The organism is Streptomyces sp. CoH27 (assembly GCF_020181035.1).
GTDB classification, from domain to species: domain Bacteria; phylum Actinomycetota; class Actinomycetes; order Streptomycetales; family Streptomycetaceae; genus Streptomyces; species Streptomyces camelliae.
Genome location: NZ_JAIQYY010000005.1, coordinates 52,654 through 72,178 on the forward strand (window position 1 = coordinate 52,654; position 19,525 = coordinate 72,178).

Annotated in this window: 18 protein-coding genes and 1 other RNA gene; 10 read left to right on the plus strand and 9 right to left on the minus strand. The window is 70.3% G+C overall.

The features are described 5' to 3' along the window. The coding region (locus tag LE548_RS09070) for an FHA domain-containing protein (RefSeq protein ID WP_225096441.1) at window positions 1-772 on the minus strand (772 nt) is incomplete at its 3' end. 311 nt (window positions 773-1,083) lie between these two features. Between LE548_RS09070 and LE548_RS09075 the strand changes: the two genes are divergently transcribed. The 4 genes from LE548_RS09075 to LE548_RS09090 all read left to right on the plus strand — a co-directional run bounded on the left by LE548_RS09075 (window position 1,084) and on the right by LE548_RS09090 (window position 6,539). Then, window positions 1,084-2,742 (plus strand): serine/threonine-protein kinase, encoded by a 1,659-nt coding sequence (locus tag LE548_RS09075; RefSeq protein WP_225096159.1) that lies wholly within the window; start codon window positions 1,084-1,086, stop codon window positions 2,740-2,742. 143 nt (window positions 2,743-2,885) lie between these two features. Further along, window positions 2,886-4,106, plus strand: coding sequence for a serine/threonine-protein kinase (locus LE548_RS09080; protein WP_225096160.1), 1,221 nt, complete (start codon window positions 2,886-2,888; stop codon window positions 4,104-4,106). Between the two features lie 58 nt (window positions 4,107-4,164). Beyond that, window positions 4,165-5,271, plus strand: a complete 1,107-nt coding sequence (gene prfB / locus LE548_RS09085) for a peptide chain release factor 2 (RefSeq protein ID WP_225096161.1) — start codon at window positions 4,165-4,167, stop codon at window positions 5,269-5,271. 299 nt (window positions 5,272-5,570) lie between these two features. Continuing rightward, on the plus strand, window positions 5,571-6,539 hold the full coding sequence (locus tag LE548_RS09090; RefSeq protein WP_225096162.1) for a hypothetical protein: 969 nt from the start codon (window positions 5,571-5,573) through the stop codon (window positions 6,537-6,539). 117 nt (window positions 6,540-6,656) lie between these two features. Here the strand turns inward: LE548_RS09090 and LE548_RS09095 are convergent, their stop codons facing one another. After that, window positions 6,657-6,848, minus strand: coding sequence for a hypothetical protein (locus LE548_RS09095; RefSeq protein WP_023550109.1), 192 nt, complete (start codon window positions 6,846-6,848; stop codon window positions 6,657-6,659). Window positions 6,849-7,120: 272 nt separating this feature from the next. Here LE548_RS09095 and ftsE point away from each other — a divergent pair, with 272 nt between their 5' ends. The 5 genes from ftsE to ssrA all read left to right on the plus strand — a co-directional run bounded on the left by ftsE (window position 7,121) and on the right by ssrA (window position 11,067). After that, window positions 7,121-7,810, plus strand: coding sequence for a cell division ATP-binding protein FtsE (ftsE, locus tag LE548_RS09100; RefSeq protein WP_225096163.1), 690 nt, complete (start codon window positions 7,121-7,123; stop codon window positions 7,808-7,810). A gap of 34 nt (window positions 7,811-7,844) precedes the next feature. Next, the gene (ftsX, locus tag LE548_RS09105; RefSeq protein ID WP_225096164.1) at window positions 7,845-8,762 is read left to right on the plus strand and encodes a permease-like cell division protein FtsX; all 918 of its coding nucleotides are present in this window, start codon (window positions 7,845-7,847) and stop codon (window positions 8,760-8,762) included. 68 nt (window positions 8,763-8,830) lie between these two features. Further along, a complete protein-coding gene (locus LE548_RS09110) occupies window positions 8,831-10,039 on the plus strand; it encodes a S41 family peptidase (RefSeq protein WP_225096165.1) in 1,209 nt (402 codons plus the stop codon). A gap of 69 nt (window positions 10,040-10,108) precedes the next feature. Next, window positions 10,109-10,588: an SsrA-binding protein SmpB gene (gene smpB, locus LE548_RS09115; RefSeq protein WP_225096166.1), complete on the plus strand. Its 480-nt coding sequence runs from the start codon at window positions 10,109-10,111 to the stop codon at window positions 10,586-10,588. A gap of 110 nt (window positions 10,589-10,698) precedes the next feature. Further along, window positions 10,699-11,067, plus strand: a transfer-messenger RNA (tmRNA) gene (ssrA, locus tag LE548_RS09120). 135 nt (window positions 11,068-11,202) lie between these two features. On the opposite strand, the gene LE548_RS09125 is transcribed toward ssrA, so the two are convergent. From LE548_RS09125 to LE548_RS09140, 4 genes are all read right to left on the minus strand, one after another. Then, a complete protein-coding gene (locus LE548_RS09125) occupies window positions 11,203-12,024 on the minus strand; it encodes a carbohydrate ABC transporter permease (protein WP_225096167.1) in 822 nt (273 codons plus the stop codon). Continuing rightward, on the minus strand, window positions 12,021-12,908 hold the full coding sequence (locus tag LE548_RS09130) for a carbohydrate ABC transporter permease (RefSeq protein ID WP_225096168.1): 888 nt from the start codon (window positions 12,906-12,908) through the stop codon (window positions 12,021-12,023). Before LE548_RS09130 ends, LE548_RS09125 begins: the two co-directional genes overlap by 4 nt. After that, window positions 12,905-14,203, minus strand: a complete 1,299-nt coding sequence (locus tag LE548_RS09135; RefSeq protein ID WP_225096169.1) for an extracellular solute-binding protein — start codon at window positions 14,201-14,203, stop codon at window positions 12,905-12,907. The genes LE548_RS09130 and LE548_RS09135 overlap by 4 nt, the downstream gene beginning before the upstream one ends. A gap of 98 nt (window positions 14,204-14,301) precedes the next feature. Beyond that, window positions 14,302-15,519, minus strand: a complete 1,218-nt coding sequence (locus tag LE548_RS09140) for an MFS transporter (protein WP_225096170.1) — start codon at window positions 15,517-15,519, stop codon at window positions 14,302-14,304. 84 nt (window positions 15,520-15,603) lie between these two features. On the opposite strand from LE548_RS09140, the gene LE548_RS09145 reads away from it, so the two are divergent. Further along, window positions 15,604-16,584: a LysR family transcriptional regulator gene (locus LE548_RS09145; protein WP_225096171.1), complete on the plus strand. Its 981-nt coding sequence runs from the start codon at window positions 15,604-15,606 to the stop codon at window positions 16,582-16,584. A gap of 32 nt (window positions 16,585-16,616) precedes the next feature. Here the strand turns inward: LE548_RS09145 and LE548_RS09150 are convergent, their stop codons facing one another. The 3 genes from LE548_RS09150 to LE548_RS09160 form a co-directional block, all read right to left on the minus strand. Next, a complete protein-coding gene (locus LE548_RS09150) occupies window positions 16,617-17,702 on the minus strand; it encodes an ABC transporter substrate-binding protein (protein WP_225096172.1) in 1,086 nt (361 codons plus the stop codon). Window positions 17,703-17,772: 70 nt separating this feature from the next. After that, window positions 17,773-18,648, minus strand: a complete 876-nt coding sequence (locus tag LE548_RS09155; protein WP_225096173.1) for an ABC transporter permease — start codon at window positions 18,646-18,648, stop codon at window positions 17,773-17,775. Beyond that, window positions 18,645-19,409 (minus strand): ABC transporter ATP-binding protein, encoded by a 765-nt coding sequence (locus tag LE548_RS09160; protein ID WP_225096442.1) that lies wholly within the window; start codon window positions 19,407-19,409, stop codon window positions 18,645-18,647. The genes LE548_RS09155 and LE548_RS09160 overlap by 4 nt, the downstream gene beginning before the upstream one ends. Between the last annotated feature and the right edge of the window lie 116 nt (window positions 19,410-19,525).

The following is a 19,525-nucleotide window of genomic DNA, read 5'->3' on the forward strand; positions in this document are numbered from 1 at the left end:
ACGGAGCTTGCCCCCCACCAGGGCCACCCGCACCACCCGGCGACGAAACCCGCACGGGTGCGGGTGGGAAACCGGAGTCGGTCGAAGGCCGGTCCCCGGACCCCCCGGCCAGGCCGACCCGGACGCACCCCTCCCCGTCCGGCACCCCCCGCACCCGCGCCCCCGGCCCCCCGGCCGGCGTCACCCGCAGCGCGGACTCACCGATCCGCAGCAGGCCCCCGGCAGGGACCCGCACCGGCCGCTCCCCGACCCGCACCCCGTCGAGCGTCGTACCGTTCGTGGAGCCCAGGTCGACGACCGAGACGCGGCCGTCGGTGCCGACCGTGACCGCGCAGTGCAGCCGGGAGACGTCGGGGTCGTCCAGCGGTACGTCCGCGTCGGCTGAGCGGCCCACGCTGATCCGGCCGCCGTGCAGCAGATGGACCCCGCCCGCGTCCGGCCCCGCGACGACGTGCAGCTGGGTCGGCGCGTCGTCCAGCTCGGGATGCGTCTCGGGGGCCGCGGGGGCGCCCAGGGAGAGCACGGCGCCGTCGATCAGCGGGGGCTCGCCGAGGGTGCAGCGGCGCGGGTCCAGACGGTCGGCGCCGGCGTAGAGGACGACGGCCGCGCCACCGGTGTCGCGGCCCTCTCCGGTGACCGCCCCGGCCAGCGCGGACGCGACCGCGGCCAGGTCCGTGCCCGTGGGCGCCGTGACCAGCACGTCGCGGCTCGCGGCGCGGCCCCGCTGCGGGGACGGGCCCAGCGGGTCTACGACGGTCAGCCGGATCTGCATCCCCACCCCAACACGAGCACGTCGGCCAGTACTGGAGGCATCCTCGCACCTGCCACTGACACAGCGCCCGGCACCCGGTAACAAGTGATCTTGATTGGTCGGCTCTGCCCCCAAAAGTGCCTGACCACTGGTCCCTCGACGATCAGTTGAGATCGGTCACGTCCGCTCTCCGGCAACCGACGAACCGACGCGAGCGTCTTTCTGTCGAACATGTGGTGCCCAGGAGGGCGGCACTACAGTGGGTCGGACAACCGGAACGACAACCGGAATGCAGGCAAGCAAGCATCAGCAAGCAGCAGGGAGCGCGTGACGTGCGGCCAGTCGGCAGCAAGTACCTGCTTGAGGAGCCGCTCGGACGCGGCGCCACAGGCACCGTCTGGCGTGCCCGCCAGCGTGAGACCGCGGGCGCCGAGGCGGCCGTGGCCGGCCAGCCCGGAGAGACGCTCGCGATCAAGGTCCTCAAGGAGGAACTGGCGAGCGACCCGGACATCGTGATGCGCTTCCTGCGCGAGCGCTCCGTACTGCTCCGGCTCACCCACCCCAACATCGTCCGGGTCCGCGACCTGGTCGTCGAGGGCGATCTGCTGGCGCTGGTCATGGACCTCGTCGACGGCCCCGACCTGCACCGCTATCTGCGCGAGTACGGGCCGCTCACCCCGGTCGCCGCCGCCCTGATGACGGCCCAGATCGCCGACGCGCTCGCCGCGAGCCACGCCGACGGGGTCGTCCACCGCGATCTGAAGCCCGCCAACGTGCTGCTCGCGCAGTACAACGGCCAGATGCACCCGATGCTGACCGACTTCGGCATCGCCCGCCTCGCCGACTCCCCGGGCCTGACCCGCACCAGCGAGTTCGTCGGCACGCCCGCGTACGTGGCGCCGGAGTCCGCCGAGGGTCGCCCGCAGACCTCCGCGGTCGACATCTACGGCGCCGGCATCCTGCTGTACGAGCTGGTGACCGGCCGCCCGCCGTTCTCCGGCAGCACCGCCCTGGAAGTCCTGCACCAGCACCTGAGCGCCGAGCCGCGCCGCCCCTCCACCGTGCCGGACCCGCTGTGGACGGTCATAGAGCGCTGCCTGCGCAAGAACCCCGACGAGCGGCCGAGCGCCGAGAGCCTCGCGCGCGGGCTGCGCGTCGTCGCCGAGGGTATCGGCGTGCACGCGAACGCCGCGCAGATCGCCGCCGCCGAGGGCGTGGGCGCGCTGCTCGCCCCCGACCCGGCCCCGACGGCCGTACCGGGCGTGCCCGGCGCCGCCGACCCCACCCAGGTGCTGCCGACGAACGCGCCGCAGCCGTCGTACGACCCGAGCGCGGCGACGAGTGTGCTGCCGCACACCGGCGGCCCGGCCGGCGCCGCCGACCCCACCGCCGTACTGCCGAACACGGGCGCCGCCGACCCGACGGCGCTCCTGCCCAACACCGGCCCGCAGGGGCAGCAGCCCGAGCAGCCGCACCCCTGGCAGACCCAGCTGCGCGCGGCCCGCGACCGCAACGAGCAGACCCAGGTCCAGTACCTGGCCCCGGAGGACGACCCGCTGCGCCATCGCCCGCAGCGCCAGGTCGCCCGCCCCCAGCAGCAGCCGCGCCCGGCCCCGCAGCCCCGCACCCAGCAGCCGCGCGGCCGGCAGCAGGGCTACCAGCAGGGGTACGGCTACGCGCCGCAGCAGCAGCCCCAGCAGTACGCCCCGCCGCAACAGCCCCAGCAGCCGCAGCGTCCCGCGCGGGAGCCGCGCGAGCCGCGTGCGCCCCGGCAGCGCAGTGCCAACCCGATGAAGATCCCGGGGCTCGGCTGCCTGAAGGGCTGTCTGTTCACGCTCGTCATCCTGGTCGTGGCGAGCTGGCTGATCTACGAGCTGACCCCGCTGCACACCTGGATCGGCCAGGGCCGCAGCTACTGGCACGAGGTGAGCCACTGGGTCGGCCAGGTCAGCAGCTGGGTCAAGGATCTGGGCGGCTCCTCGGGCAAGTGATCCCGGAACGCCCGTAACCAGACCGCGAGTTTGCGGATTTGTCGACATCTGACGGGTGATTTCCGTCTCCGCGGTGAAGGTTGGCTCGTCAGGCGCGTAGTTTTGTCGGCACCACGCGACAACGCGCGCCTGTAGGAGCAGTCTTGGCACGGAAGATCGGCAGCCGGTACACCGCGAACCAGATCCTGGGTCGGGGCAGCGCCGGCACGGTGTGGCTGGGCGAGGGGCCGGACGGGCCCGTCGCCATCAAGATGCTGCGCGAGGACCTCGCCTCCGACCAGGAGCTCGTCGGACGCTTCGTCCAGGAGCGCACCGCGCTGCTCGGCCTGGAGCATCCGCACATCGTCACCGTGCGCGACCTCGTGGTCGACGGCAACGACCTGGCCCTGGTCATGGACCTGGTGCGCGGCACCGATCTGCGCACCCGGCTGGACCGCGAGCGCCGGCTCGCCCCGGAGGCGGCCGTGGCGATCGTCGCCGACGTCGCCGACGCGCTCGCGGCGGCCCACGCGGCCGGTGTCGTCCACCGGGACGTCAAGCCCGAGAACGTGCTCCTCGACATGCAGGGCCCGCTCGGCCCCGGCGGCTCCCACCCGGCGCTGCTCACCGACTTCGGCGTCGCCAAGCTGATCGATTCGCCGAAACGGACGAAGGCCACGAAGATCATCGGCACCCCGGACTATCTGGCCCCGGAGATCGTCGAGGGCCTGCCTCCGCGCGCGTCCGTCGACATCTACGCCCTCGCGACGGTCCTGTACGAGCTGCTGGCGGGCTTCACCCCGTTCGGCGGAGGCCACCCCGGCGCGGTCCTGCGCCGCCACGTCACGGAGACGGTCGTTCCCCTCCCCGGCATTCCCGAGGAGCTGTGGCAGCTGCTGGTGCAGTGCCTGGCCAAGGCGCCCGCCTCCCGGCTGCGCGCCTCGGAGCTGGCGGCGCGGCTGCGCGAGCAGCTGCCGTCGCTCACCGGGATGCCGCCGCTGGACGTGGACGAGCCGGACCAGTCCGAGGAGCCTGCCCAGGAGTCGGCGGCCGAGCCCGCCGAGCCGGTACGGCGCCGGGGCGCGGTGTCGCTGGTGCCGGGCGCCAAGCCGGACTCCAACCGGGACACGCACACCTCGATGCGCGTGCCGGGGCCGGACGAGCTGGCGGGCGGCGCGCACGGCACCGCGCGCGCTCCCCGGGCCGCCGGTGCGCCCCGGCCGGGCTCGGCGAGGCACCGGGCGGTGGTCCGGCGGCGCAGGGTGACTCTGGGAGTGGCCGGGGTGGTGCTGGCGGCTGTCGTGGGCGTCGGCGCGTACGTGGCGTCTTCCGGCGGCGGCGACGACCAGCCGGCCCAGGACACCCACAGCACGTCGGCACCCTGACCGCAGTGCCGGGTGCTGCACGGGCCAGGTCGCTTGCAACAGCCGTTACGCTGGAACCGTGGCAGTCGTCGATGTATCCGAAGAGCTGAAGTCCCTCTCCTCGACCATGGAGTCGATCGAGGCCGTCCTGGACCTCGACAAGCTGAGGGCAGATATCGCCGTGCTTGAGGAGCAGGCGGCCGCGCCGTCCCTGTGGGACAACCCGGACGAGGCGCAGAAGATCACCAGCAGGCTCTCCCACCTCCAGGCCGAGGTCAGGAAGGCGGAGGCACTGCGCGGTCGGATCGATGATCTCGCCGTCCTCTTCGAGATGGCCGAGGAGGAGGACGACCCGGACACCCGCGCCGAGGCCGAGTCCGAGCTGGCCTCCGTCAAGAAGGCGCTGGACGAGATGGAGGTGCGCACCCTCCTGTCCGGCGAGTACGACTCCCGTGAGGCGCTCGTCAACATCCGCGCCGAGGCCGGCGGTGTCGACGCCGCCGACTTCGCCGAGAAGCTCCAGCGCATGTACCTGCGCTGGGCCGAGCAGCACGGCTACAAGACAGAGCTGATCGAGACGTCGTACGCCGAAGAGGCCGGGATCAAGTCGACCACCTTCGCCGTCCAGGCGCCGTACGCCTACGGCACCCTCTCCGTCGAGCAGGGCACGCACCGGCTCGTCCGCATTTCCCCCTACGACAACCAGGGCCGCCGCCAGACCTCCTTCGCGGGTGTCGAGGTGCTGCCGGTCGTCGAGCAGTCCGACCACGTCGAGATCGACGAGAGCGAGCTGCGGATCGACGTCTACCGGTCCTCCGGGCCCGGCGGCCAGGGCGTCAACACGACCGACTCCGCGGTCCGCATCACGCACCTCCCGACCGGCATCGTGGTCTCCTGCCAGAACGAGCGCTCGCAGATCCAGAACAAGGCCACGGCGATGAACGTCCTCCAGGCCAAGCTGCTGGAGCGGCGCCGCCAGGAGGAGCAGGCCAAGATGGACGCCCTCAAGGGCGACGGCGGCAACTCCTGGGGCAACCAGATGCGTTCGTACGTCCTGCACCCCTACCAGATGGTCAAGGACCTGCGCACCGAGTACGAGGTCGGCAACCCGGAGGCCGTGTTCAACGGTGAGATCGAAGGGTTCCTGGAGGCCGGAATTCGCTGGCGCAAGCAGCAGGAGAAGTAACTTTGTCGACATGACAACTGCCGCCCATGAGGCGGCAGTTGTCGTTATGTCTGGGTTTTACATCACAATTACAGCTGCCAAGCGCCCGCAAAAACACCCCCAAAGGACAATGCGCCCGCAACGGCCTTGACGTTGCTTTGAAAAATGGGAAGGGTTGCACGCGGCATGCGTACTTGCGGGGCGCATGTGAACCGGGGGAATGAGTTGACGCGGACTTCGTCACCGGCTGCCTCCCGTCGATCACGGCAACGCCCCACGCGCCGCCTCATTGACGAACAGCTACTGGGGGTAGCAACCATATGACGAAGAAGACGCGGATCCGGGTCGCGCGGATAGCCGCGGGCGCCGTGATCGCGGCCGGTGCGTCCCTGACCGCCGCCGGCGCGGCCTCCGCCCTGGACCTCAACGTCCAGGCGGGTCCGATCAGCCTGGGCGCGCACACGCACACCGACGGCGGCACCGACGGCGGCTGCCCGGTCGCCGTCTGCACCGACGGCGGCACCACGACCGGCGGGGACTCCTCCACCGGCGGTGACTCCAGCACGGGCGGTGACGCCTCGACCGGCGGCACCAGCACCACCGGCGGCGACTCCACCACGGGCGGTGACGCCTCGACCGGTGGTACCAGCACCACGGGCGGTACCAGCACCACCGGCGGCAGCTCCTCGACCAGCGGTGACGTCACCATCGGCGGTGTCGTCACGGGCGGCAGCAGCTCCACCGGCGGCGACAGCTCGACCGGCGGCACCGGCACCACCGGTGGCAGCAGCACCGGTGGCGACAGCAGCACCGGCGGTTCCTCCACGACCGGCGGTTCCTCCACGACCGGCGGTACCTCCACGACTGGCGGCTCCAGCACCTCCGGCGGTTCCACCTCCGGCGGTTCCACCACCGGCGGCTCCAGCACCTCCGGCGGTTCGAGCACCGGTGGCAGCTCCACCGGCGGCTCCGGCTCCACCGGCGGTTCGACCACCGGCGGCTCGGGCAGCACGGGTGGCAGCAGCACCGGTGGCTCCACCACCGGCGGCAACAACGACAACCCGCAGGGCGGCAGCGGCAAGACCACCCAGGATGCCGGCTCCTCGACCCTGACCGACACGGGCTCCTCCGACAACAACAAGGCCCAGGGCGGCGACAAGCAGCTCGCCGAGACCGGTGCCGGCCAGACCGCGTTCCTGGTCATCGGCGCCGCGACGATGATCGCCGGCGGCATCGGCTTCCGCGTGCTGCCGCGCCTGGTGAACGGCCGGGGCGGCGCCGCCGCCTGACCGTGATCCCACGGTCACGCAGCGCACGTACGCCGTAACACCGAGGGCCCGGAGCTTGGCGCTCCGGGCCCTCAGCCGTCCTCCACGGCGTTCTCGCGGCCTGTCCGCCGCCGCGCGCTATGCGGTCTGGTGCGCCAGCAGCGCCACCGCGGCGATCAGCACCGCCAGCAGCGCGATCAGCGCCATCGGGTTCACCCCGCCGAGGAAACCCTCCTGCTGCAGTCGCTCGCGGTTGGCCCGGCACACCGGGCACCGGCCCTCGCTCACGGGCGCCGCACAGTTCGCGCACACCAACCGGTCGTACGTCATGCGCTCGCCCTCCTTGCACCGGCCATCACTACGAGAACGCTCACGGGAACGAGAACGTTCCCCCCACCACTGTGCCAGGTTCACGCAAGCCGTGCGCGGGGCCCCGGAAGAGCGGGGACGGAGGCGGAACGGACGCGGGACGGACGCGGGACGTAAACAGGGGCCGGTACAAAAACGTACAAGTCTTGCCCAAGCTCTACCTGCGCCTGCACTTGCGCACCCGGTTCGCGTATGGTCACGCTCATCTACCCCCGGCGACCCGTGGTGCATCCGTGATCCGATTCGACAACGTCTCCAAGGTCTACCCCAAGCAGACCCGCCCCGCGCTCAGGGATGTCTCCCTGGAGGTGGAGAAGGGCGAGTTCGTCTTCCTCGTGGGGTCCTCCGGCTCCGGAAAGTCCACCTTCCTGCGGCTCATCCTCCGCGAGGAGCGATGCAGCCACGGACAGGTGCACGTGCTGGGCAAGGACCTCGCGCGCCTCTCCAACTGGAAGGTGCCGCAGATGCGCCGCCAGCTGGGGACCGTCTTCCAGGACTTCCGGCTGCTGCCGAACAAGACCGTCGCGGAGAACGTGGCCTTCGCCCAGGAGGTCATCGGCAAGTCCCGCGGCGAGACCCGCAAGTCCGTGCCGCAGGTGCTCGACCTCGTCGGGCTCGGCGGCAAGGAAGACCGTATGCCCGGCGAGCTGTCGGGTGGTGAGCAGCAGCGCGTGGCCATCGCACGGGCCTTCGTCAACCGGCCCAAGCTGCTCATCGCCGACGAGCCCACCGGCAACCTCGACCCGCAGACCTCCGTCGGCATCATGAAGCTGCTCGACCGCATCAACCGGACGGGCACCACGGTCATCATGGCGACGCACGACCAGAACATCGTGGACCAGATGCGCAAGCGCGTCATCGAGCTGGAGAAGGGCCGCCTCGTCCGCGACCAGGCCCGTGGCGTCTACGGCTACCAGCACTGACCACGTCCACGACCGAAAGGCTTGACCAGACGCCATGCGCGCCCAGTTCGTCCTGTCGGAGATCGGTGTCGGTCTCCGCCGCAATCTGACGATGACCTTCGCCGTCATCGTCTCCGTCGCCCTCTCCCTGGCCCTCTTCGGCGGCTCGCTGCTGATGAGCGATCAGGTGTCCACCATGAAGGGCTACTGGTACGACAAGGTCAACGTCTCGATCTTCCTGTGCAACAAGCACGACGCCGAGTCGGACGCCAACTGCGCCAAGGGCGCGGTCACCGATGACCAGAAGAAGCAGATCCTCGCCGACCTGCAGAAGATGCCGGTCGTCGAGAAGGTGTCGTACGAATCGCAGGACGAGGCCTACAAGCACTACAAGGAGCAGTTCGGCAACTCCCCGCTGGCCAGTTCGCTGACGCCGGACCAGATGCAGGAGTCGTACCGGATCAAGCTGAAGGACCCGCAGAAGTACCAGGTCATCGCGAGCGCCTTCAACGGGCGTGACGGCGTGCAGTCGGTGCAGGACCAGAAGGGCATCCTGGACAACCTGTTCCAGCTGCTGAACCTGATGAACCGCGGCGCGCTCGGTGTGATGGCGATGATGCTGATCGTCGCGCTGCTGCTGATCGTCAACACGGTGCGCGTCTCGGCGTTCAGCCGCCGGCGTGAGACCGGCATCATGCGCCTGGTCGGTGCATCGGGCTTCTACATCCAGGCGCCGTTCATCGCGGAGGCCGCGGTAGCCGGACTCATCGGCGGCGGTCTCGCCTGTGTGGCCCTGGTGGTCGGCCGGTACTTCACCATCGACCACGGCATGGACCTCGCCCACAAGCTGCAGCTCATCAACTTCGTCGGCTGGGACGCGGTGCTCACCAAGCTGCCGCTGATCCTCGCGACGAGCGTGCTGATGCCGGCGCTGGCGGCGTTTTTCGCCCTGCGCAAGTATCTGAAGGTGTGACGCATGCCAAGAGGGGCCGTACGGGCAACCGCCCGTGCGGCCCTTCGCGTTGTCCTAGACTCACCGCCATGTCAGGCCGAGAACTGTGCCGAGACCTGCTCTGTCCGCCCCGCCGCATCCGCCGCGGGGCCGCCCTGACATTGGTCTTCGCCGGCGTCCTGGTCGCCGGCGCCGCCACCGGCTCCTTCCCGGAGACCGGCCAGACCGGCCAGACCGGCCAGCCCACCCGGAAGGCCGCGTTCCGCCCGGCGGGCGAGGCCACCACCCCGCACGAGGACGTCCAGAAGGCCGCCGCCGACGCGATGGCCGACGGCACGTCCCCGATGGAGGCCGCCGAGCGGGCCGTCAGCCGCAGCGGCGACCGCTGGGGCGCGGTCTACTCCGAGGGCGCGTACCAGGAGTTCCAGGACGCCCTCGACGGCAGGTACACCGGTGTCGGCCTGTGGGCGAGACGCGAGCAGGACGGCCGGATCGAGGTGACCAGGGTCCAGCCCGACTCGCCCGCCGCCCAGGCCGGCATCCGCGAGGGCGACCGGCTGACCAGCGTCGACGGCAGCAAGGTCGACGGCCGCCCGGTCACCGACGTCGTCTCCTTACTGCGCGGCGACGCCGACGACGCGGCCGCCGGTACGACCGTCACGCTGGGCCTTCAGCGCGGCACGCGCGCGTGGACGCAGAAACTGCGCCGGGCCAGCCTGTCCACCGACTCGGTGACCGTGCGCAAGCTGCCCGGCGGGGTCACCGTCATCAAGATCGCCGCGTTCACCAAGGGCTCCGGCGACGCCGTCCGCGCGGCGGTGCGTGAGGTCCCGGCCGACGGCGGGATCATCCTCGACCTGCGGGGCAACTCCGGCGGCCTGGTCACCGAGGCCGTGGAGACCTCCTCCGCCTTCCTCGACGGCGGCCTGGTCGCCACGTACGACGTCGACGGCGCCCCGCGCTCCCTGCACGCCGACCCCGGCGGCGACACCGCCCGGCCCCTGGTCGCCCTGGTCGACGGCGGCACGATGAGCGCGGCCGAGATGCTCACCGGCGCCCTCCAGGACCGGGGCCGCGCGGTGGTGATCGGCTCCCGCACCTTCGGCAAGGGCTCCATCCAGATGCCGACCAGGCTGCCCGACGGCTCGGTGGCCGAGCTGACCGTCGGCCACTACCGCACCCCCTCCGGCCACGCGGTCGACGGCCAGGGCATCACCCCGGACCTGGAGGCAGGCCCGGGGGACGACGCCCTCCAGCGGGCCGGGACGGTCCTCACCGGCCTCGGTGCTTCCTCTTAGCCCCACTGGTGGCCTCACGTTAATCGGCTGTACGCACACCCCCTCCGTGGTGCGAAAATGGTCGGCACTATGGCTAAGGAAAAAGGGCGCAAGCTGATCGCGCAGAACAAGAAGGCGCGGCACGACTACCACATCCTCGACACCTACGAGGCCGGTCTGGTCCTCATGGGCACCGAGGTGAAGTCGCTGCGCCAGGGGCGGGCCTCGCTGGTCGACGGGTTCGTGCAGCTCGACGGCCACGAGGCGTGGCTGCACAACGTGCACGTCCCCGAGTACAGCCAGGGCACCTGGACCAACCACAGCGCCCGCCGCAAGCGCAAGCTGCTGCTGCACCGCGCGGAGATCGAGAAGCTGGAGTCCAAGTCCCAGGAGACGGGTCACACGATCGTGCCCCTCGCCCTGTACTTCAAGGACGGCCGCGCCAAGATCGAGATCGCGCTGGCGAAGGGCAAGAAGGAGTACGACAAGCGGCAGACCCTGCGGGAGAAGCAGGACCGGCGCGAGGCGGAGCGCGCGATGTCGGCGGTCCGGCGCAAGCAGCGCGCCTAGTCCCCCTGGGGCGGGAATACGCTGGCATCGACCTGCGTTGTTCACGTACGATGGCACCGCACCTCACAGAGGGTGCGCACCCTCTGCGGAGGGGTTTGAAAAATCAACATGGGGATGATCGGTTTCGACAGCGGCTGTCGAAGCAGGGGAAGCGTGTCGAGGAAGCGGCCATGATCTCGTAAACCACAGGCCGAAAAAAATAATCGCCAACACCAAGCGCGATTCCTTCGCCCTCGCTGCCTAAGTAGCGACTTGCGAAGTGTCAGCCCGGGGCTGTTCCCGACCCGGATCCTGGCATCAGCTAGGGAACTAAACCTTGATCCCGGTCACGGGGTGAAAAGGGAAACCAAACAGTGACTGAGCCTGTCGGCGACTTGTTCGCGTGATCGCCGGGGCTGAGAAAAGCGCAGCGAACTGCACACGGAGAAGCCCTGATTCCGCACCGTTGGACGCGGGTTCGATTCCCGCCATCTCCACCAGCCCCCCTCCGGGGGGGTACCCCATGTGGGCACAGGCCCCGCCGCTTCGCGCGGCGGGGCCTGTGTCATGCGGCCTCTTGTGCGGCGGGCAGGGGCTGACCCCAGATCGCGCTGCTCGCCGTACAAGCCAGGACGCTACTTCACCGCCCCCGCCGCGATCCCCCGGGTGAGCGTCCGCTGGAAGAGCAGGAAGAACGTGACCGCGGGGAGCACGCCCAGCAGGGCGGCCGCGTTGGTCATGGTGGCGTCCATCAGGCGCTGGCCCTGGAGGACGCCGAGGGCGACGGAGACGGTCTGGTTGTCGTTGGAGACGAGCATGACCAGCGGCAGCAGGAACTCGTTCCAGGTCCAGATGAAGAAGAAGACCAGCAGCACCCCGAGGGTCGGGCGGCTGACCGGCACGACGATCCGCCACAGCACCTGCCATGGGCCGGCCCCGTCGATCCGGGCCGCCTCGATGATCTCCCGGGGGAACTGGCCGAGGACCGAGGAGAGCAGATACGTGCCGAACGCGGAGTGGAGCACCGTGAACACGATGATCACGCTGAGCCGGGTGTCGTACAGGCCGGCCTGCTTGCTGAGGTAGTACAGCGGGTAGACCAGCGCCTCCTGCGGCAGCATGTTCGCGAGGACGAAGAAGGCCAGCACCCAGGTGCGGCCCCGGACCCGGCCGATGCCGATCGCGTAGGCGTTCAGTACCGACAGGACAGTGGCCAGGACCGCCACAGAGCCGCTGATCAGCACGGAGTTGAGCAGCTTCTGCCCGTAGTCGACGCGCTGCCAGAAGTCCGTCAGCCCCTTGGTGTACAGGCCGTGGGGCAGGCTGAGCGGGCCGTTCTGGGAGTACTCGGCCGGGGACTTGACCGCGTTGACCACGACGATGGCGAACGGCACGATCATGAACAGGGCGGCGAGGCAGAGGGCGATCAGCACCGGGTAGCGGCGCAGGGCGGTCATGTCTCCTCCGCACGGCTCTGCAGCTTCAGGCCGATGAGGGCCAGGGCCAGGATGATCACGGTCAGCACGGTGGAGATCGCGGCGCCGTAGCCGACCTGGGTCTTCTCGAAGAACGTGGTGAAGGAGAAGTACGACGGAACGTCCGTCGCGCCGCCCGGACCGCCCTTGGTGAGCACGTACACCGCGCCGAACACCTTCAGCGCGGCGATCGTGCACCAGGTCAGCACGACGTAGATCTCCGGCCGGATCCCCGGCAGCGTGATGTGCGCGAAGCGCCGCCACCAGCCGGCGCCGTCCAGCTCGGCCGCCTCGTACAGCTGCGGGTCGATCCGGCCGAGGCCCGCCATGAACACCACCAGCGGAAAGCCGAGCTGCACCCAGACCAGCACGCCCATGACGGTGTACAGCGCGAGGTCCGGGTCGCCCAGCCAGTCCTGCTGCCAGGAACCCAGCCCGACGGCCTTCAGCAGTGCGTTCAGGGTGCCGTCGTCGGGGGCCAGGATCCAGCTCCAGACGATGCCGGCGACCGCGACCGGCAGCACCTGCGGAAGGTAGAAGCAGGCGCGAAGGATCGACGCCGTGCGGGTACCGAAGTGCTTGCCGACGTAGTCGGTCAGGGCGGCGGCCAGCACGAGTCCGAGGGCGGTCGGTACGACGGCCATGGCGACGACCATGAACAGGCTGTGCCGGAACGACGCCCAGAACTCGGAATCGTGCGCGAGCTGACGGTAGTTGGCGAGCCCGGACCAGTGCGGGCTGCCCACGCCCTGCCAGTCGGTGAAGCCGAGCCCGGTGTTCATCAGGAACGGCACCAGGACGACGGCCAGGAAGGCGAGGGCGCCGGGGAGGAGGAACAGGGTGTAGGAGTCGCGGGGGGCCTTCATCGCTTGGGTACGCCCTGGTCGTACGCCTTCTGGAGATGGTCCAGGTAGGCGTCCGGTTTCTCGCTGCCGGTCAGCAGCCTCTGGGTCTCGGAGACGAGGGTGTCGTAGAAGCCGGGCACCGGCCAGTCGGGGTAGAAGGCGAGGCCGTCGCGGGTGGTGAGGGTGTTGAAGTTCGCGATCAGGGCCTTGGACTTGGGGTCGGTGATGGTGTTCGGGGCGGCGGCCACGGGGATGCCGCCCTTGTTGCCGAGCAGGGTCTGGATCTCCTTCGACAGGGTGATGTCGATGAAGTCGTAGGCCAGTTGCTTGTTTTTGGCTCCCTTGGGGACGACCCACAGATTGCCGCCGGAGCCGAGGGTGAGGTTCGAGCCGGGCCACAGGGTGGTGTCCCAGTCGAACTTCGCCTCGGTCTGGAAGCGGCCGTACCACCAGCTGCCGGAGAACAGGATCGGTGCCTTGCCCTGGATCCAGGACACGCCCGCGTCCTCAGCCTTGGCGCTGGTGGCGGTCCTGGCGAGGTAGCCCTTCTTCACCCAGTCGGCGAAGGTGGTCGCGGCGTAGGTCCAGGCGGCGTCGTGGAAGTCGGTCCTGCCCTTGTAGAGCTCGTAGGAGTCGACCCATGCGCGGTCGGCCTTGGACAGGGCGAGCTGGTAGAGGTACTGCTGGGCCATGTACTCGGCGCCCGAGTCGGCGAGCGGGGTCACGCCCTTGGCCACGAACTGGTCCATGGCGGCGGTGAGTTGGTCGAAGGTCTTCGGTTCGGCGATGCCGTACTTCTTGAAGAGGTCCTTGTTGTAGAAGACCATCGTGTACTCGCCGTAGTCGGGCACGCCGTACCACGTGCCGGAGCCCATCACGCCGTTCGTGTCGTACATGCTGGTCGTACGGACGCCCGCCGGGATCTTCTTGTCCCAGCCGCGCTTGGCGGCCTCCGCCGTCAGGTCGGTCAGCAGGCCCTGCTTGGAGAGCAGGCCGGCGGTCGCGTTGCCCTTGTTGTACTCCATGACGTCGGGGGCGTCGGAGGAGTTGAGGACCATCGGCGCGGTCTTCTGGATCTGCTCGAAGCCCTTCTCCTCGAACTTCACCTTCACGCCCGGGTGCTGGGCCTCGAACACCCTGATGGCCTCGTTCCAGGCCACGCCCATCGCGCTGTCGGGGCCCTCGTAGTGCCAGAGCCGGAGGGTCTTGCCGTCGCCGGAACCGCTGCCCGAGCCGCCGCAGGAGGCCAGCAGCAGGGACCCGGCCACCACCACCGCGGCCGCCGTCGCCGCCCGTCGCCTTCGTGCCGTCAACATCCAGTGCCTCCAGAGGAGTCGAATCCGAGTGATTCGCGATGTCGAAGCGCTTCGACGAAGGACCGTATGCGGGCGCTGTGCGGTGGTCAACAGATCTGTCAGGAATCGGTGCAAGCGGTTCGACTGAGCCGTGTCGACGAGGCGTGGATGAGCAGCGCGAGCGTGGCCGCGGCGGCCGGGACGGCGAGGGCGGTGGCGGGGGAGAGGTGCTGGGCGGCCCAGCCGCCCGTGGCCGAGCCGCAGGCGATGCCGGTGAGCAGCCCGGTCACCACCAGGCTCATGCCCTCGTTGAGCCGGTCGGCCGGGGTGCGCCGCTGCACCAGGGTCATCGCCGTCACCATCGTCGGCGCGGTCGCCATGCCCGCGACCAGCAGCGCGCCGGCGAGCGCCGGCAGCGAACCGGCCACCCCGGCGGCCGCCCACGGCAGCGTCATCAGGACAGCCATGACGGCCAGACAGTGACCCAGCCGCACCCCGGCCGGTTTCCGTGCGCCGAACACCAGGCCCGCCGCGCAGGAGCCCGCAGCCTGGAGTGCGAGCACGGCGCCGGCCACCGCGCGATGCCCGTGCGCGTCGGCGTAGGCGATCGTGCCGACCTCCATCGAGCCGAACACCGCGCCGGTGGCGACGAAGCAGGCCAGCAGCGGCGGGATCCCCGGGCTGCGCAGCGGTGCCCTGGTGGAGCGGACGGCCCGCACCGGCGGCTCGGTGGCGCGCTGCGCGGTGAACAGCAGCATCCCGGCGAGCAGCAGCGCCGCCCCGGTGAGGGTGCCCGCCTCCGGGAAGAACGTGCCGGTCAGGAAGGACGCGAGCACCGGGCCGAGCATGAAGCACAGCTCGTCGGCGGCCTGTTCGAAGGAGTTGGCGGTGTGCAGCGCGCCCGGGTCGTCGCGCAGCAGATGGGCCCAGCGGGCGCGGGACAGCCCGCCGATGTTGGGGGTGGTCGCGGTCGCGGCGTAGGCGGTGAACAGGGTCCAGTCGGGGGCGTCGTAGCGCACGCACAGCAGCAGCGCGAGGCTGCCGAGCACGGCGACGAGCGTGGCGGGCACGGCGATCCGGGCCTGCCCGTACCGGTCGATCAGGCGGGCGATCCACGGCCCGGCGAGTCCGGTCACCGCGAGCCCGGTCGCGGTGACGGCGCCGGCGAGGGCGTACGAGCCCCGGGACCCGGCGATCATCACGACGGCGCTCACGCTGAACATGCCCATGGGCAGCCGGGCGAGCAGATTGCCGCTGGTGAAGGCACGGGTGCCGGGGAGGGAGAAGAGCCGGCGGTAGGCGCTCTGCCGCGCCGGTGCGGATATGAGAGGGGGCATGGATCCACCCTCGCCCGGAGGGGATCAAGGGGTCCAACACCTGCTCGGCGCCGATTCACGCACCCGTGTTGTAAATTCCCCGTCATGCCCGCCCTGCCCGCCGACATAGAGCCGAGACTCCTGCGCGCCTTCGTCGCCGTCGCCGAGGAACTGCACTTCACCCGGGCCGCCGCCCGGCTGTACGTCGCCCAGCAGGCGCTCAGCCGTCATGTACGGCGGCTGGAGCGGGAGTTGGGCGCCGAGCTGTTCCTGCGCAGCACCCGGCGGGTGACGCTGACGGCCGACGGCGAGCGCCTGCTGCCGTACGCCCGCCGGGTCCTCGCGGCGCAGGACGAGCTGCTGGCCGTTTTCGGGCAGGCCCGCCCGCTGCTGGTGGACCTCAACTCGCCGGGCCTGGTCACCGGCCGCCGGGTGCTGCACCGGGCCCGGGAACTCGCCCCCGACTGCGAGCTGATGGCCCGCTACGAGAGCGGTCTGACCGGGGCGGCCGAGCTCATCCTCGCCGGCCGGCTGGACGTCTCCTTCGGCCGGTTCGCCGGCCTGGACCCGGCGCTGCGGTCGGGGCTCTCCCCACAGCCGCTGCGCTATGAGCCGATGGCCGTGATCCTCCCCGAGGACCACCTCCTGGCCGCGCTGCCCGAGGCGCCGCTGCCGGTGTCCGCGCTGGCCGGGGAGACGGTGTACGCCGGCGCCGGCAACCCGCGCACCCCGGAGTGGACCGACCTGGCGTCCCGCCTCTTCGCGGAGCACGGCATCCGGCTCGCCCCGCCCCTGCCGCTGGCCGTCGGGGACGAGGAGTTCGAGCGGATCATGGGCAAGAACGGCCATCCGATCCTGGCCGTGGTCGACTTCCCGCCCCTGCCCCGCACGGTGCTACGGCCCCTGATCGACCCCGTTCCGCTGTCGCCGGTGTCGCTGGTGTGGCGCAGGGGGCTGGTGCATCCGGGGCTGGACGCGCTGCGGCGGGCGGCGGCGGAGATCGCGGCGGCGGAAGGGTGGCTGCGGCGGCCGCGCGGGAGCTGGTTGCCGGCGGTGGACGAGATGACGGGGCCGCCCGGGTCGTAGTCGACCGGGCGGCCCCGTCAGGGTGTTGAAGGTCAGCCGTTCGCGCCCGCCGGGGTCGTGGTGGTCTTGAAGCCCTCCAGCTTGTTGGCCTGCACCACGAAGTCGTTGGTGAACGTCTTGCTCAGGTCGATCGAGGAGGTGGCGTTGCCGACCATCTCCTCGGTCGCCAGGACCGTCTTCGGACCGCCGGCCGGCATGAGGCCGTCCGGGAGGAACTGCCCCTTGTCCTGGGTCAGGGCCGCGATGTAGTCGGCCTTGGTCACCAGCTGGTTCTGCACGAACGACTGCGGCAGCTTGTCGGCGATGTCGGCCGCGGTGTGCGTGTTGATCCAGTGCATGGTGGCCACAAGGGCGTCGACGACCTTCTGCGTCGCATCCTTGTGCGAGTTCACCCAGTCGGTCCGGGCGATGACGCTGGCGGCCGGCCAGGCGCTGCCCAGCGCGGCGGTGGCGCCCTGGGTGGTGGCCAGGTCGATCGCGGAGGTGCCGATGCCCTTCTTCTCGATCGCGGCGACCGTCGGCTGCGTCGTCATGACGCAGGCGGTCTTGCCGTTCTGGAGCGCGGCGACGGCGGTGGAGCCCGCGCCCACGCCGATCCGGCTGAAGTCGCTGGTCTTGAGGCCCTTCTTGGCGGCCAGGAACTTGGTGAGGGTGTCGGTGCCCGAACCCAGGTCGGTGACGCCGACCGTCTTGCCCTTGAAGTCGGCGGCCGACTGGACGCCGCTCTTCGGGGTGCACATCTCCCGCTCGCCCGGCGCGCCGGACAGCTGGATGACGTCCTCGACCGCCTTGCCCTTGGCCTGGAAGTCGATCGTGTGGTTGTACCAGGCGCCGGCCATGTCGACCTGTCCCGAGGCCATGGCGTCCTCGGCGCCGGTGCCGCCGTCCTGCTCGGTGCTCAGCTCGACGTTGACGCCGTACTTCTTGTAGAAGCCGAGCTGCTGGGCGAGCTGGTAGGGCAGGTAGATCTGCTTGTCGATGCCGCCGACCATGATCTTGACGGTCGGGGTGCCACCGGAGCCGGACGAGCCGGAGCTGCCGGAGCTGCTGGAACACGCGGTGGCCGCGCCGAAGGTGAGGGCGGTGACGATCGATGCGGTGAGGACTCTTTTCAGCATGGCGGCTCTTCCCTTTCGGACATGCATGGGGACGCGGGGAGGGGGGAGGGGGGAGTTGCGGGTGGGGGGCTCAGAGGGAGTTGGCCTCGGAGGGGGCCGGCGGGCGCCAGGACAGCAGCCGGTGTTCGAGCTTGGCGATCAGCCACTCCGCGCCCAGCACGATGACCGAGATGACGAGCATCGTGGCGAACACGCCGTTGGGGTCGAACTGGTTCTGCGCGGTCTTGATGACCAGGCCGAGGCCGCTCTGCGCGCCGAGCACCTCACCGACCAGCGCGCCGACGATGGCGAAGCCGAAGGCGCTGTGGAGGCTGGCGATGATCCAGGTCAGCGCGGAGGGCACGATGACGTGCTGGGTGATCTGCAGCCGGGAGGCGCCGAGCACCTTGGCGTTGGCGAGGACGTTCCGGTCGACCTCGCGGACGCCCTGGAAGGCGTTGAAGAAGACGATGAAGAAGACCAGCACGGCGGCGAGCAGGATCTTCGGGGTCACGCCGACACCGAAGGCGACGATGAAGATCGAGCCGAGGACGATACGCGGGATCGCGTTGACCATCTTGATGTAGGGCCCGAGCACGTCGGAGAGGAACCGGCTCTGGCCGAGCGCGACGCCGAAGATGACACCGGCGACGGAACCGGCGGCGAAGCCGATGAGCGCTTCCTGGATGGTGGTCCAGATGTTGGAGTAGAAGGAGCCGAACTCGGTGCCGTGCTGGAAGAGGTCGATCAGGCGCTTCCAGATGCCCGACGGCTGTCCGAAGAAGAACGGGTCGACGATGCCCCAGGTGGTGAACGCCTGCCAGCCGCCGATGATGAAGACCGCGAGGCCCAGACGGCCCGCCCATACCGAGGCGACGCGTCGCCGGACGGCCCGCTTGGCGGCGGCGGCCGCCGAGGTCTGCCCGCCGTCTTTGGCCTGCGCGGCGGAAGCGGTGGTCGTGCTCATGCCTTCTCTCCTGCCGTGCGTGCGTACGCGCGCTCGACCTCTTCGCGCAGCGTGTCCCAGATCTGGTGCTGGAGTTCGATGAAGCGGGGCTGGAAGCGGATCTCCTGGACGGAGCCGCGGGGGCGGGGCAGGTCGATGTCGAAGACCGCCTTGACCGAACCGGGGCTGGAGGTCATCACCACGACCCGGTCGGCGAGCGCCACGGCCTCGTCGAGGTCGTGGGTGATGAAGATGACGGACGGCCGGATCTGCTCCCACAGGCCCAGCAGCTCGGTCGACATGATCGCCTTGGTCTGCACGTCCAGGGCGCCGAACGGCTCGTCCATGATCAGGATCTTGGGCTCGTTGATCAGCGCCGCGGCCATCGCCACGCGCTTGCGCATACCGCCGGAGAGCTGGTGCGGATAGCGGTCCTCGAATCCGGAGAGGCCGACCCGGCGCAGCCAGTCCCGGGCCGAGGCCTGCGCCTGCTGCTTGGGCACGCCACGGAAGATCGGGCCCATCAGCACATTGCCGAGGACGGTCTTCCAGGGCAGCAGCGCATCGGCCTGGAACATGAAGCTGACGCCGTCGGTGATGCCGTCCACCTCGCGGCCGCCGACCTTCACCGAGCCCTCGCTGGGCCGGTCGAGCCCGGAGACCATGCTCAGCGTGGTCGACTTGCCGCAGCCGGTGGGTCCGACCACCGCGCAGAACTGGCCGGGCTCCACGGTGAACGACACGTCTTGCAGCGCCGTGAACACCTCACCGGCAGGGGTCATGAATCGCTTGGTGAGCCCGGAGATCTCGACGCGCGCATCCTCACGCGCTGCTGCGCCTGCGGTTGCCGTACCGGTGATCGGGCTCTTCGCGACATCGTTGCGCGAAGCCATGGGGG